Below are 13,928 nucleotides of genomic sequence, written 5' to 3'. Positions count from 1 at the left end.
ACGGGTCGCGCGGCGGTCCTCCGCCGTCGCACGACCGGGGTACGGCGGCCCGTCAGTCGCAGCCGCAGCCGCTGGACGCGACCGGCAGCGGCTCGGGCGCGCCGACCCGCGGCAGGCCCAGCATCACGCCCGCGGGCTTCGCCGTCTCGGCCGCGTTGCGCTTCTCCCAGGCGTCACCCGCAGCCGTCCGGCGGACGTCCAGCACCGGGCCCTCGGCGAGCAGGTGGTGCGGAGCGGCGTAGGTCACCTCGACGGTGACGACGTCGCCGGGGCGGACCTCCTGCTCGGGCCGGGTGAAGTGGACCAGGCGGTTGTCGGGGGCCCGCCCGGACAGGCGGCGGGTGGCGTCGTCCTTGCGGCCCTCGCCCTCGGCGACCATCAGCTCCAGGGTCCGGCCGACCTGCTTCTTGTTCTCGTCCCAGGAGATCTCCTCCTGAAGGGCGACGAGGCGCTCGTAGCGCGCCTGCACGACCTCCTTGGGGATCTGGTCCTCCATGGTGGCGGCGGGGGTGCCGGGCCGCTTGGAGTACTGGAAGGTGAACGCCTGCGCGAACCGGGCCTCGCGGACCACGTGCAGGGTCTGCTCGAAGTCCTCCTCGGTCTCGCCGGGGAAGCCCACGATGATGTCGGTGGTGATCGCGGCGTGCGGGATGGCGGCGCGGACCTTCTCGATGATGCCGAGGTAGCGCTCCTGCCGGTAGGAGCGGCGCATCGCCTTCAGGACCGTGTCCGAACCGGACTGCAGCGGCATGTGCAGCTGCGGCATCACGTTCGGCGTCTCGGCCATGGCGGCGATCACGTCGTCGGTGAAGTCGCGCGGGTGCGGGGAGGTGAAGCGGACGCGCTCCAGGCCCTCGACGTTCCCGCAGGCCCGCAGCAGCTTGCTGAACGCCTCCCGGTCGCCGATGTCGGAGCCGTAGGCGTTGACGTTCTGCCCGAGGAGGGTGATCTCGCTGACACCCTCGGCGACCAGCGCCTCGATCTCGGCGAGGATGTCGCCGGGCCGCCGGTCCTTCTCCTTGCCGCGCAGCGCGGGGACGATGCAGAACGTGCAGGTGTTGTTGCAGCCGACGGAGATGGAGACCCAGGCCGCGTAGGCGCTCTCGCGCCGGGTCGGCAGCGTCGAGGGGAAGGCCTCCAGCGACTCGGCGATCTCGACCTGCGCCTCCTCCTGGAGGCGGGCGCGCTCCAGCAGGACGGGCAGCTTGCCGATGTTGTGCGTGCCGAAGACGACGTCCACCCAGGGCGCCCTCTTCACGATGGTGTCGCGGTCCTTCTGCGCGAGGCAGCCGCCGACCGCGATCTGCATCCCGGGGCGCGACGCCTTCCTCGGCGCGAGGCGGCCCAGGTTTCCGTACAGGCGGTTGTCGGCGTTCTCCCGCACGGCGCAGGTGTTGAAGACGACGACGTCCGCGTCGCCGTCCGAGCCCTCCGGGGCGCGGACGTAGCCGGCGTCCTCCAGCAGCCCGGCCAATCGCTCGGAGTCGTGGACGTTCATCTGGCACCCGTAGGTCCGGACTTCGTACGTCTTGGATGATCGAACGTCCACTGCCGCGCTCCGGTCACTGCTGCTGGTCATGGCTCAAGGGTAGGCGGTCCGTGGAGGCGCCCGTCCAAGCGCTCCTGCGCAGGGTCCGCCGGAGAGGCGTCGTTCCCCCGCGGACGCGCGCCTGCGCGTCACCGGGTCGCCGGCTGCCGGAGCCGAGCGGGGGTTGTCGTCGCCCCTCTGTCTGCCGAGAGGCGGCCGGGTGCGTGCGGCGCTCGGTCATCTGCGCGGACACGGCCACCGCGCGAGCGCACACCGTCCGCGGGTGAACGGCACGCAAGAGGCCGCGCGTCCGCCGTGTTTCGGCGGCGTCACCTAATTGTAATGGGGGATGACAAAAAGGTGCCGCCACCCTCTGGCGCCCGAGCCGAGGAGCGCCGTAAGTTCCCGCTCACAACATTCAGCCGGGGGGGGTCACCCGAGTACCGGCGGATCTCCCGAGTGCGCGCTCTCCTCCTTCCTCCTCACCGCCCCCGTGCGTCCGCTCGTCCGGTCGTCACACCAGAAAGGACCCTGCCCATGCGCAAGGGACTCCTCCTCACCGCTGCCTCGGCGGCGCTGGTCAGCTCACTCACCGCCTGTGGCGGTTCGTCCTCGAACAGCAGCAACTCCGATGCCGGGCCGAAGATCGGCGTGATCCTCCCGGACAGCAAGTCCTCGGCCCGCTGGGAGACCGCGGACCGCAAGTACCTCTCCGAGGCGTTCAAGGCCGCGGGCGTCGACTACGACATCCAGAACGCGCAGGGCGACAAGCAGGAGTTCCAGACCATCGCGGACCAGATGATCACCAACGGCGTGAACGTCCTGGTGATCGTGAACCTGGACAGCGGCACCGGCAAGGCCGTTCTGGACAAGGCCAAGGCGCAGGGCGTGGCCACCATCGACTACGACCGGCTCACCCTCGGCGGGTCCGCCCAGTACTACGTGAGCTTCGACAACACCCAGGTCGGCAAGCTGCAGGGCGAGGGCCTCGGCAAGTGCCTGAGCGACATGAAGGCCGAGAAGCCGATCGTCGCCACGCTCAACGGCTCTCCCACCGACAACAACGCCACCCTCTTCGCCCAGGGCTACAACAGCGTCCTCGACCCCAAGTACAAGTCGGGCGACTACGTGAAGGGCCCCGACCAGTCCGTCCCGGACTGGGACAACGCCCAGGCCGGCACCATCTTCGAGCAGATGCTCACCAGCGAGCCCAGGACAGGCGGCGTGCTCGCCGCCAACGACGGTCTCGGCAACGCGGCCATCGCCGTCCTGCGCAAGCAGAACCGCAACGGCCAGGTCCCGGTCACCGGCCAGGACGCCACCGTGCAGGGCCTGCAGAACATCCTCGCGGGCGACCAGTGCATGACCGTCTACAAGGCGGTCAAGAAGGAGGCGGACGCCACCGCGAAGCTCGCCATCTCGCTGGCCAAGGGCGAGAAGGGCGAGACGAACGCGACCGTCGAGGACCCCGAGGGCAAGCGCGAGGTGGCGGCCGTGCTGGAGACGCCGGTGGCCATCTACAAGGACAACGTCAAGGACGTCGTGGACGACGGCTTCGTCACCGCGGAAGAGCTGTGCACGGGCAAGTACGCCGCCCTGTGCGCCGAGGCCGGCATCAAGTAGCCCCCGACCGACCGGCCGGACCGATTCCCCGCGTCCGGCCGGCCGGCCCGACCGCGGGCCCCGGGCTCCCACCTTCCCGGGCCCCGCGACCTCACGACAACAAGGAGCCGTCCTCCATGACAGCGACCCCGATCCTCGAACTGCGCGGAATCGACAAGAGTTTCGGATCCGTGCGGGTCCTGCACGACGTGTCCTTCACCGTCCACCCGGGGGAGGTGACCGCCCTCGTCGGCGACAACGGCGCCGGCAAGTCGACCCTGGTCAAGTGCATCGGCGGGATCCACCCGATCGACGGGGGCGAGTACTGGTGCGAAGGCCGGCAGGTGCAGGTGCACAGCCCGCGTGACGCGGCGGCCCTGGGGGTCGAGATCGTCTACCAGGACCTGGCGCTCTGCGACAACCTCGACATCGTGCAGAACATGTTCCTCGGCCGCGAGCGACGCCGGGGCCTCGTGCTGGACGACGCGACGATGGAGGAGATGGCCGCCAAGACCCTCGAAGGGCTGTCGGTCCGCACCGTCAAGTCCATCCGCCAGCAGGTCTCCAGCCTCTCCGGCGGCCAACGGCAGACGGTGGCCATCGCCAAGGCCGTGCTGTGGAACAGCAAGGTCGTCATCCTGGACGAGCCGACCGCCGCGCTCGGTGTCGCCCAGACGGCACAGGTCCTCGAACTGGTCCGGCGACTGGCCGACAACGGCCTCGCCGTGGTCCTGATCTCGCACAACATGAACGACGTCTTCGCGGTGTCCGACCGGATCGCCGCCCTCTACCTGGGCCGGATGGCCGCCCAGGTCAGCACCTCGGACGTCACACACTCCCAGGTCGTCGAACTCATCACCTCAGGCCGCAGCGGGGACCTCGGCCTCGCCCACAGCAACGGAGCCACCGCATGACCGCCGCCGTCACCCCCGAGAAGCCGGAGCTGCCGGGTGTTTCCGGCGCGTCGAAGAAGAACGAGGAGGCCGGGACCGCGAGCCTGCGCTCCGTCGCCCGTACCTACGCCGAACGGGTACGCGGAGGCGAGTTGGGCGCCCTTCCCGCCGTGCTCGGCCTGATCGTCCTGTGCGTGTTCTTCGCCGCCCTGCGCCCGGTCTTCCTGTCCGAGCTGAACTTCGCCAACCTGCTCACCCAGGGCGCGGGCAGCATCGCCATCGCCATGGGCCTGGTCTTCGTCCTCCTCCTCGGCGAGATCGACCTGTCCGCGGGGTACGCCAGCGGGGTCTGCGCCGCCGTCCTGGCCATCCTGCTCACCGACCAGGGCTGGCCCTGGTACGGCGCCGTCGGTGCGGCGATCCTCACCGGCACGGTGATCGGCCTGCTGCTCGGCCTGCTGGTGGCGAAGGTCGGCATCCCCTCGTTCGTGGTCACCCTGGCCGCCTTCCTCGGGTTCCAGGGCATCGTGCTGATGCTCCTCAAGGAAGGCACCAACATCTCCATCCGGGACCGGACGATCCTGGCCGTCGCCAACGACAACCTCTCGCCCGCGCTGGGCTGGCTGCTGCTCGCCGTCGGCGTGGCGGTGTACGCGGCCATACAACTGCGGCAGAACCGCAACCGCCGGCATCGCGGGCTCACCACCGCCCCGCTCGCCCTGCTCGCCGTCAGGATCGGGGGTCTGGCGGTGCTCGGCGCGATCGCCGTCCACCTGCTCAACCAGGAGCGCAGCCGCAACGTCATCGTCGACTCGCTCAGGGGCGTGCCGATCGTGGTGCCGGTCATCGCCGTTCTGCTCGTCGCCGGCACCTTCCTGCTCCAGCGCACCTCGTTCGGCCTGCACATGTACGCGGTGGGCGGCAACGCCGAGGCGGCCCGCCGGGCCGGCATCGACGTGGCCGCCATCCGTGTCTCCGCGTTCGTCATCTGCTCGTCCCTGGCCGCGGTCGGCGGCATCATCGCCGCCTCGCGGGGCAACTCGGTCGACCCCAACACCGGTGGCAGCAACGTGCTGCTGCTGGCGGTCGGCGCCGCGGTGATCGGTGGGACGAGCCTGTTCGGCGGACGCGGGCGAGTGGTGGACGCCGTGCTCGGCGGCATGGTCGTCGCGGTCATCCAGAACGGTATGGGCCTGATGGGGTACAGCTCCGGGGTCAAGTACGCTGTCACGGGTTCGGTTCTGCTGGTGGCCGCAGGCGTGGATGCCCTGTCCCGTCGCCGGGCCGTACAACGATGAGGTCTGGGGCTCCATGAAAGCCGGTCCCTCGCAGGAAGAGATCCGCCGGCACAATCTCGGCACCTTGCTCCGTCACGTGCACATCGGCGGCTCCCTGTCACGGACCGCCCTGGCCGAGCGCATGGGTCTCAACCGCAGCACGATCCTGGGTCTGGTCAGCGAGCTGGCCTCGGTCGGCCTGGTCCGTGAGGGACTGCCCCGCGAGACCGGCAGGGCGGGCCGGCCGTCCCTGGTCGTACGGACCGAGTCCGACCGCGCGTACGTCCTCGCCTTCGACGTGGGCGTGGACCGGCTGGCCGTCGCACGCATCGGACTGGGCGGTGTCTTCCTCGACCGCAGGGAGATCCCCGTGCCTCCCGGCGGTCACGACGCGGGCAAGGTGGCCGAGGCCCTCGCCGCCTCCGCGCTGGAGATGGTGGGCACCGCGCCGAAGGGAACGTCCTGCGTCGGCGTGGCCGCAGCGGTCCGCGGGATGGTGCGGCGGCCCGACGGCCTCGTCCGTACCGCCCCCTACAGCGGTTGGGAGGACGAGGAGTTCGGCGAGGACCTCGTGCGCCGGCTGGACCTCGGTCTGCCCGTCTCGGTCGAGAACGAGGCCAGCCTCGGTGCGCTCGCGGAGCATCTGCGGGGAGTCGCGACCGGCTGCCAGGACCTCGTGTACCTGCACGGCGACATCGGCATCGGTGGCGGGATCGTCACGGGCGGCCGGCTGCTGGGCGGCGACCAGGGATACGGCGGCGAGATCGGGCACATGGTCGTCAACCCGTACGAGGGCAGGCCCTGTGGCTGCGGAGCGCGGGGCTGCCTCGAGGCCGAGGCCGGTGAGCGCGCCCTGCTGGAGGCCGCGCAACGCGACCCCGCGGCCACCGGCAGGGACGCCGTACGCGCCGTCGTCGAAGCGGCCGACCGGGGCGACGTCGCCGCCCGGGCCGCCCTGCACGACGTCGGCGACTGGCTCGGCATCGGTGTCGCCAACCTGGTCAACGTGTTCAACCCACGCACCGTCGTCTTCGGGGGGACGCTCCGCGAGGTGTTCCTCGGCTCCGCCGCCCAGATCCGCAGCCGCATCAACCGCCATGCCCTCGCGGCCTCCCGGGAGAACCTGCGGCTGCGTGTGGGGGAACTCGGCGACGACGCGGTGCTGATCGGAGCCGCCGAACTCGCCTTCTCCGAGATGCTGGTCGGTCCTCTGGAGACGCTGGCCCGCGCCGGCGCGTAGCCCGAGGGCGTACCGCGCAGCGGTACGGACCGGAGTCTCCTTCCCGCGGGCAGGAGAGGGCGTCAGTCCTGCGGCTCTCCCCCGGGTTCCTGTCCGTCGGTCAGGCCGATGGGGCGGCGGCCACGGGGCTGCTGCGGCTCGGGGCCGGCGGGGAGGTGGGGCACCGGGCGCTGCACCGGTGCGCCGGCGGCCACCGTCACCGGCTCCCCGTGGTGCAGCACCACCAGGGGTTCGCCCTCCACCAGGACGTAGCGCACCTCGTCGGGGCCGATGTCCACCTTCAGCCTGCGCCCGCGCACCGTCACGGTGAACACCACCCGGGACAGCGCCTCGGGCAGGCGGGGGGCGAAGCCCAGTCGGTCGGGGTTCCCCTCCTCGCCGGCGTGCCGGCGCAGGCCGCCCAGGCCGACGACGACGGCGATCCACGTACCGGCCAGTGAGGCGATGTGCAGCCCGTCGCGGGTGTTGTGCTCCAGGTCCTCCAGGTCCATCAGCGCCGCCTCGCGGAGGTACGCGTAGGCCAGCCGCAGGTGTCCGGTCTCGGCGGCGAGGACCGCCTGGCAGCACGCGGACAGGGAGGAGTCGCGGACGGTCAGCGCCTCGTAGTACGCGAAGTTGCGTGCCTTCTGCTCGTCGGTGAAGGCGTCCGGGCACTCCAGCATCGCCAGCACGAGGTCGGCCTGCTTCACCACCTGCTTGCGGTACAGGTCGAAGTAGGGGTAGTGCAGCAGGAGCGGGTAGTGGTCGGACGGGGTCTGCTCGAAGTCCCAGTGCTGGAGGCGGGTGAATCCCGCCGACTGCTCGTGCACGCCCAGGGTCTCGTTGTACGGGATCGCCATGCGGGCCGCGGCGTCCCGCCAGGCGGCCGTCTCCTCGTCGTCGACGCCGAGTTCCTCGGCCCGGTCCGGATGGCGCGTGGCCGCGTCCGCCGCGGCCAGCAGGTTCTGCCGGGCCATGACGTTGGTGTACAGGTTGTCCCGGGCGACGGCGCTGTACTCGTCGGGTCCGGTGACCCCGTCGATGTGGAAGACGCCTTCCGGGTCGTGGTGGCCGAGGGAACGCCACAGCCGGGCCGTGTCCACGAGCAGGTCCAGCCCCTCGGCGCGCTCGAACTCCTCGTCGCCGCTGACCATGACGTACCGGACCGCGGCCCGGGCGATGTCGGCGTTCACGTGGAAGGCCGCGGTTCCGGCGGGCCAGTAGGCCGAGCACTCCGCTCCGTTGATCGTCCGCCAGGGGAAGGCCGCCCCCTCCAGCCCGAGCAGGCGCGCGCGTTCCCGGGCCGCCGGCAGGGTCCGGTGCCGCCACTTCAGCACCGGGCCGACGGCCTGCGGCGCGGTGAGGGAGAGCACCGGCAGCACATAGGACTCGGTGTCCCAGAAGGAGTGACCGTCGTACCCGGTTCCGGTCAGGCCCTTCGCGGGGATCGCCCGCTGCTCCCCGCGGGCCGCCGCCTGCAGGACGTGGAACAGGGCGAACCGCACCGCCTGCTGGATCTGCGCGTCCCCCTCCACCTCGACGTCGGCCCCGGCCCAGAACCGATCCAGGAAGTGGCGCTGTTCGGCGGCGAGTCCCTCCCAGCCGGCGCTGACCGCGGCCGCCACCGCCCCTTCGACCTGATCGCGCACGGCCGGCAGGGAGCGCTGCCCGGACCAGCCGTGGGCGACGAACTTGACGAGCCGCAGCCGCTGCCCGGGCTTCAGGTCCGCGGTCACCGTCAGACGGACGACGTCGGGCTCGCTCTGCGACGTCCAACGTGTGCTCTCGGGGCCTTCGACGAGGTGGTCGGCCGCCGCTCCCACCCGCAGCCCGCTGACGCCGGTGCGGTGCACCAGCCGCATCCGGGTCTCCTGCGCGAAGTGCTCCTCGGCCACGAGCGGGGAGCCGGTCACCGCCGCGACCCGCGGGTCCCCCTCGACGTGCGGCAGTTGCTCGTTGGCGACGAGTTCGGACTGGACCGCGACCGTGACCGTGCCGTGGACCGGCTCGACCTCGTAGACCACGGCGGCCACCGCCCGCTGGGTGAAGGACACCAGCCGGCGCGAGCGGATGCGGACGGTCTGGCCTCCGGGCGTGGTCCACCGCGCGGTGCGGCTGAGCACACCGGTGCGGAAGTCCAGCACCCGCTCGTGCTCCAGCAGCCGCCCGTAGCGCAGGTCGCACGGGTGGTCGTTGACCAGCAGCCGGACGACCTTGCCGTCGGTGACGTTGATCATGGTCTCGCCGGACTCCGGATAGCCGTAGCCGGCTTCCGCGTACGGCAGCGGGTGCCGCTCGTACACGCCGTTGAGGTAGGCGCCTGGCAGCCCGTGGGGCTCGCCCTCGTCGAGGTTCCCGCGCCACCCGACGTGCCCGTTCGACAGCGCGAACACCGACTCGCTCTGGGCGAGCAGGTCCAGGTTGAGTTCCGTCTCGCGCAGACACCACGGCTCGACCGTGAAGCAGGAGTGGGTGATCATCGTGCGTCCAGGAGTTCGGCCAGGTCACGGACGACGACGTCCGCTCCGTGCGCCGTCAGCTGCTCCGCCTGGCCCACCCGGTCGACCCCGACGACCACCCCGAAACGTCCCGCCCGCCCGGCCTCGACGCCGGCCAGGGCGTCCTCGAACACGGCGGCGGCGCCCGGCTCCACGCCCAGGTCCCGGGCCGCCTCCAGATAGGTGTCCGGGTCGGGTTTCCCGCGCAGGTCGCGGTCGCGCGCCGTGATGCCGTCGATCCGCTCGTCGAACAGGTCCTCGATACCGGCCGCCACCAGGACGTCCCGGCAGTTCGCGCTCGACGACACCACCGCGCAGGCCAGACCGGCCTTCCGCACCGCGTGGACGAAGGCGACCGAGCCCTCGTACGGCTCCACGCCCTCCTCGCGGATCCGGCGCAGCACCAGGATGTTCTTCCGGGTGCCCAGACCGGTCACGGTCTCGGCCTCCGGCGGGTCGTCCGGCGTCCCCTCGGGCAGTTGCACCCCGCGCGACGCGAGGAAGGTGCGCACCCCGTCCGCGCGGGGTCGCCCGTCCACGTACGCGTCGTAGTCGTCGACCGCGTCGAAGGGCACGAACGCGGTGCCCTCGCGCTCCGCGCGGTCGCGGAGATATCCGTCGAACATCTCCTTCCAGGCGGCGGCGTGCACCTTCGCGGTCCGGGTGAGGACGCCGTCGAGGTCGAACAGACAGGCCCGTACGTGATCAGGAAGCCCCAACATGTCTCCCAGGCTAGAAGCGCGCGGCGGACCGCGCCGCCCGGGCGCCGCCGGGCGGGCCGGGAGGAACCCGCTCGATCGAGGTCTCAGCGGCATCCGGAGCAATGCCGCCGCGTGAGCGCCCCTCCTCGGGCCGTCCAGTGTTTGGGTGAGGGCGACGGCTCACCTCACGGGAGGACCTCACGGTGGACGATCGCGCGGAGCACGCAGGTGTCCCGTCGCCACGCCCCGCGCGCCGCGGGGCCGTGCGCGGTACGGGGCGGCACCGGTGACAGGGGCCGTACTGCTGCTGGCAGCGGACCCGGCGCAGCTGCTGCCGGCCCGGGAGCTGATGGCCTTCAGCCTCGGCACCCACATTCTGCTGGTGCCGTTCGGCGTCGCCCTGCCCTTCGTCACCCTGCTGATGCACTACCGGGCCCTGCGCGGTGACGACCCGGTGGCCATGCTGCTGGCCCGCCGCTGGTCGGCGGTGATGGCCGTGCAGTTCGCGGTGGGTGTGGTGACCGGGACCGTGCTGTCCTTCGAGTTCGGGCTGCTGTGGCCCGGGCTGATGGGGCGCTGGGGGGACGTCTTCGGGCTCGGGTTCGGCGTCGAGGCGTGGGCGTTCTTCCTGGAGGCCGTGCTGATCTCGGTCTACCTCTACGGGTGGCGCCGGCTGCGGCCGTGGACCCATTTCGCGCTCGGTGTGCCGCTGCCCTTCGTCGCGCTGCTGGGGGCGTTCGGGATCCTGGCGGCGAACTCCTGGATGAACACCCCCCGCGGCTTCCGGCTCGACGCGAACGGCGACCCCGTCGGCGTCGACGTGCGCGCGGCGGTGTTCACCCCGATGTTCGGGCCCGAGTACTGGCATTTCGTGGTGGGAATGTTCATGACCGCCGGGTTCGTCGTGGCGGGCGTCTACGCGACCGGGATGCTGCGGGGGCGCCGGGACCGCTACCACCGGCTGGGCTTCACGGTTCCGTTCACGGCCGCCGCGGTGCTCACCCCGGTGCAGCTCTTCCTCGGCGACTTCATCGCGCGGTCCGTCTTCCACCAGCAGGCGGTGAAGTTCGCGGCGACGGAGCTGGTCTGGCGGACCGGCACGCACGTCCCCGAGTACATCTTCGGGCGGCTGAACCCGGACGGCTCGGTGTCCGGAGGCATCAGAATCCCCCAACTCGACTCCGTGCTCGCCGGTTTCAGCCCCAGCACCGAGGTGACCGGACTGACGTCGGTACCGGCGGAGGACCGGCCGACCACGGGTCAGGCGACCCTCGTGCACACGGCCTTCGACGTGATGGTCCTGATCGGCAGCGTGCTGATGCTCCTCGCGCTCTGGTACGCCTGGGCCCGGTGGCGGCACCGCGATCCGTCGCGGTCCCGCTGGTTCCTGCGGGCCGCCGCCGGAGCCGGCGCCGCCTGCCTGATCGCCGTCGAGGCGGGCTGGATCACCACCGAGGTCGGCCGCCAGCCCTGGATCGTCTACGGGTACATGCGGGTGTCGGAGGCGGTCACCACCACGTCCGCCGGCACCCTGTGGGCGGTGATGGGGGTGGTCGTCCTCGGCTACGTCGCCCTGCTGGCGGTGTTCGTCGCCGTCCTGCTGCGGATGCGCGCCCGCTGGCGTCTGAGGGACGAGCGCACCGGGGTCCGGCAGGGTGCCCGGCCGGCCGCCGGCGAGGCACCGGAACACGCCGCCCCCTACGGGCCCCGCCCGCGGCACCTCCCGGGAGGCCGCCGGTGATCGCCGACGCCGTCGCCTGGGTGCTGGTACTGGCCGTGGCCGCCTACGCCTGCGGGGGCGGCGCCGACTACGGCGCCGGATTCTGGGACCTGCTCGCCGGCGGGGCACGGCGCGGGGACCGTCCGCGCGCGCTGATCGACCATGCGGTCGCGCCGGTGTGGGAGGTCAACAACGTCTGGCTGGTCTTCGTCCTGGTGGTCATGTGGACCGGTTTCCCGGTCATGTTCCAGGCGGTGTTCAGCGTGCTCTGGCTGCCGTTGACGCTGGCCGCCATGGGGCTGGTGCTGCGCGGCGCGGGCTTCGCCCTCCGCAAGCCGACCCGGCGGCTGGCCGAACGGCGCCTGTTCGGTGCCGCCTTCGCCGTCGCCTCGGTCCTGACGCCGTACTTCTTCGGCGCCGCGGTGGGGGGCGTCGCCTCGGGCCGGGTCGCGCCGGGCGGTTCCGCCTCGGTCTCGGCCTGGACCAACCCCACCTCGGTGCTGACGGGGTTGATGACGGTGGCCGCCGCGGCCTTCCTCGGGGCGGTCTTCCTGTCCGGGGACGCCCGCACCTACGGTACCCCGGACCTGGTCGACTACTTCCGGCGGCGTGCCCTGGTCACGCTGCTGGCGCTCGCGGTGCTGGCCGGTATCGGGATCGCGCTGACCCGGGACGACGCGCCGTACGTGCACGAGCGGTTGACGGGCGGGCCGGGGCTGGCCCTGGTGTGCGTGGCCGGGGTCTGCGCGCTGGCCGCCGCCTGGCTCCTGGTGCGCGGCGCCCCCACCCAGTTCACCCGGGCGGCGGCCGTGGGCTCGGTCGGCGCGGTGGTCGTCGCCTGGGGTCTGGCCCAGCGTCCGTACCTGCTTCCGACGTCGCTGACCGTGGCCGAGGGGGCGGGCGCCCGAGCCACGATGGGGTGGCTGGTGATCGTCTCCCTGGTCGCGGTGGTGCTGGTGGGCCCGGCGCTGGTGCTGCTCTACCGGCTGGAGAGCCGGGGCGAGCTGGAGCCGGACCCGGTGGTCAGCGGGGATCCTGAGGACTCCACCGGTACGGAGCGATGAGCCGTCGGATCGAGTCCGGCCCCCAGGAGCCGGGCGCGTAGGGCTCGACGGGCGGCGGGTCGTCCAGCAGGGGGGTGGCCGCCTCCCAGAGCCGCTCGATGCCGTCCGCGCGGGTGAACAGCGACTGGTCGCCCAGCATGGCGTCGAGGATCAGCCGCTCGTACCCCTCCAGCGCGAACTGCTGGTCGTACGAACCCGCGTACCGGAAGACCATCTCGGCGTTCTCCAGCCGCAGTGCGGGCCCGGGTTCCTTGGCGAGGAAGCGGGCCGTGATGCCGCCGGGATCGTCGAAGTCGATCACCAATTCGTTGGCGCGCCGACCGGAGCCGTGGCCCGCGTCCAGCGGGAACATGCGCAGCACCGGCTCGTGGAAGCCCAGGGTCACCAGGTGCCGGCCCTCGGCGAGGGACTTGCCGGACCGCAGGAAGAAGGGCACGCCGGCCCACCGCCAGTTGTCCAGTTCGGCCCGCAGGGCCACGAAGGTCTCGGTGTCGGAGTGGGGGTCCACCCCCGGTTCGTCGCGGTAGCCGGTGTACTGGCCGCGGACGACGTGGGCGGGGTCCAGCGCCCGCAGGGACTGGAAGACCTTCTCCTTCTCGTCCCGCAGCGCCTGGGCCCTCAAAGAGGTCGGCGGTTCCATCGCCACGAAGCCCATGAGCTGGAAGAGATGAGTGACGATCATGTCCCGGAAGGTGCCGGTGCCCTCGAAGAAGCGGGACCGGCCCTCGATGCCGATGCTCTCCGGCACGTCGATCACGACGTGGCTGATGTGGTTGCGGTTCCAGACGGGCTCGACCAGGCCGTTGGCGAACCGCAGCGCCAGGATGTTGTCGACCGACTCCTTACCGAGGAAGTGGTCGATGCGGAAGACCCGCGACTCGTCGAAGACGGCGTGGACGGTGGCGTTCAGGGCCCGGGCGGACGGCAGGTCGGTGCCGAACGGCTTCTCCACGATCACGCGCGCGTCCTGCGCGAGTCCCGTGTCGCCGAGCAGGCCGACGACGGAGGAGAAGGCGGCCGGGGGCACGGCCAGGTGGAAGAGCCTGCGCGGACGGCCGCCGAGGGCCTGTTCCGCCCGGCGCACGGCGTCCAGCAGCGGCTGCGGATCCTCGGGGTCCGCGGCGCCGAAGCCGAGGGTCGCCTCGAACGCCTCCCACGCCTCGCCCTGCGGCTTCGAGCGGCCGAACTCGGCCACCGCGTCGCGGGCGTGCTCGCGGAACTCGTCGTCGCCGAGGGCGACGGCGGCGGGCGCGGAGCCGACCACCCGGTAGTGCTCGGGCATCAGCCCGGCGACCGCCAGGTGGAACAGTCCCGGCAGCAGTTTGCGGCGGGCGAGGTCGCCGGTCGCGCCGAAGAGCACGATCACATGGGGGTCCGGTCGCTCCTCCGGGGGCGCGGTGCGGGTCGGGTCCGGCTGCGTCACGGT

Annotated in this window: 10 protein-coding genes; 6 read left to right on the top strand and 4 right to left on the bottom strand. The window is 71.9% G+C overall.

What is annotated here, in order from left to right:
- Nucleotides 1–52 precede the first annotated feature (52 nt).
- Nucleotides 53–1,579, bottom strand: coding sequence for a tRNA (N6-isopentenyl adenosine(37)-C2)-methylthiotransferase MiaB (miaB, locus tag JS756_RS20610; protein ID WP_205384610.1), 1,527 nt, complete (start codon nt 1,577–1,579; stop codon nt 53–55).
- 486 nt (nt 1,580–2,065) lie between these two features.
- On the opposite strand from miaB, the gene JS756_RS20605 reads away from it, so the two are divergent.
- The 4 genes from JS756_RS20605 to JS756_RS20590 all read left to right on the top strand — a co-directional run bounded on the left by JS756_RS20605 (nt 2,066) and on the right by JS756_RS20590 (nt 6,540).
- Nucleotides 2,066–3,151, top strand: coding sequence for a sugar ABC transporter substrate-binding protein (locus tag JS756_RS20605; RefSeq protein WP_205384609.1), 1,086 nt, complete (start codon nt 2,066–2,068; stop codon nt 3,149–3,151).
- Nucleotides 3,152–3,267: 116 nt separating this feature from the next.
- Entirely contained in the window at nt 3,268–4,044 is a 777-nt protein-coding gene (locus JS756_RS20600; RefSeq protein ID WP_205384608.1) for an ATP-binding cassette domain-containing protein, read from the top strand.
- Nucleotides 4,041–5,321 (top strand): sugar ABC transporter permease, encoded by a 1,281-nt coding sequence (locus JS756_RS20595; protein WP_205384607.1) that lies wholly within the window; start codon nt 4,041–4,043, stop codon nt 5,319–5,321. Before JS756_RS20600 ends, JS756_RS20595 begins: the two co-directional genes overlap by 4 nt.
- Nucleotides 5,322–5,334: 13 nt before the next feature.
- Nucleotides 5,335–6,540, top strand: coding sequence for an ROK family protein (locus JS756_RS20590; RefSeq protein WP_205384606.1), 1,206 nt, complete (start codon nt 5,335–5,337; stop codon nt 6,538–6,540).
- Nucleotides 6,541–6,602: 62 nt separating this feature from the next.
- On the opposite strand, the gene JS756_RS20585 is transcribed toward JS756_RS20590, so the two are convergent.
- Nucleotides 6,603–8,999 (bottom strand): glycoside hydrolase family 65 protein, encoded by a 2,397-nt coding sequence (locus tag JS756_RS20585; RefSeq protein ID WP_205384605.1) that lies wholly within the window; start codon nt 8,997–8,999, stop codon nt 6,603–6,605.
- Nucleotides 8,996–9,739 carry an HAD family hydrolase gene (locus JS756_RS20580; protein ID WP_205384604.1) on the bottom strand — a complete coding sequence of 248 codons (744 nt, stop codon included), beginning with the start codon at nt 9,737–9,739 and terminating at the stop codon, nt 8,996–8,998. Before JS756_RS20580 ends, JS756_RS20585 begins: the two co-directional genes overlap by 4 nt.
- Before the next feature lie 328 nt (nt 9,740–10,067).
- Here JS756_RS20580 and JS756_RS20575 point away from each other — a divergent pair, with 328 nt between their 5' ends.
- Together JS756_RS20575 and JS756_RS20570 are read left to right on the top strand one after the other, a co-directional pair.
- Entirely contained in the window at nt 10,068–11,459 is a 1,392-nt protein-coding gene (locus JS756_RS20575; RefSeq protein WP_205384692.1) for a cytochrome ubiquinol oxidase subunit I, read from the top strand.
- Nucleotides 11,456–12,502 (top strand): cytochrome d ubiquinol oxidase subunit II, encoded by a 1,047-nt coding sequence (locus tag JS756_RS20570; protein ID WP_205384603.1) that lies wholly within the window; start codon nt 11,456–11,458, stop codon nt 12,500–12,502. Before JS756_RS20575 ends, JS756_RS20570 begins: the two co-directional genes overlap by 4 nt.
- Here the strand turns inward: JS756_RS20570 and zwf are convergent.
- Nucleotides 12,462–13,925, bottom strand: coding sequence for a glucose-6-phosphate dehydrogenase (gene zwf / locus JS756_RS20565; protein ID WP_307790841.1), 1,464 nt, complete (start codon nt 13,923–13,925; stop codon nt 12,462–12,464). The genes JS756_RS20570 and zwf overlap by 41 nt on opposite strands.
- Nucleotides 13,926–13,928 lie beyond the last annotated feature (3 nt).

The organism is Streptomyces actuosus, from assembly GCF_016921115.1.
Lineage (GTDB): Bacteria > Actinomycetota > Actinomycetes > Streptomycetales > Streptomycetaceae > Streptomyces > Streptomyces actuosus_A.
This window is presented reverse-complemented; position numbering and strand designations above follow the sequence as displayed.

Bases quoted from the DNA above. Each gene is read 5' to 3' on its own strand.
- miaB (WP_205384610.1), bottom strand. From the start codon at position 1,579: ATGACCAGCAGCAGTGACCGGAGCGCGGCAGTGGACGTTCGATCATCC.
- JS756_RS20605 (WP_205384609.1), top strand. From the start codon at position 2,066: ATGCGCAAGGGACTCCTCCTCACCGCTGCCTCGGCGGCGCTGGTCAGC.
- JS756_RS20600 (WP_205384608.1), top strand. From the start codon at position 3,268: ATGACAGCGACCCCGATCCTCGAACTGCGCGGAATCGACAAGAGTTTC.
- JS756_RS20595 (WP_205384607.1), top strand. From the start codon at position 4,041: ATGACCGCCGCCGTCACCCCCGAGAAGCCGGAGCTGCCGGGTGTTTCC.
- JS756_RS20590 (WP_205384606.1), top strand. From the start codon at position 5,335: ATGAAAGCCGGTCCCTCGCAGGAAGAGATCCGCCGGCACAATCTCGGC.
- JS756_RS20585 (WP_205384605.1), bottom strand. From the start codon at position 8,999: ATGATCACCCACTCCTGCTTCACGGTCGAGCCGTGGTGTCTGCGCGAG.
- JS756_RS20580 (WP_205384604.1), bottom strand. From the start codon at position 9,739: ATGTTGGGGCTTCCTGATCACGTACGGGCCTGTCTGTTCGACCTCGAC.
- JS756_RS20575 (WP_205384692.1), top strand. From the start codon at position 10,068: ATGGCCTTCAGCCTCGGCACCCACATTCTGCTGGTGCCGTTCGGCGTC.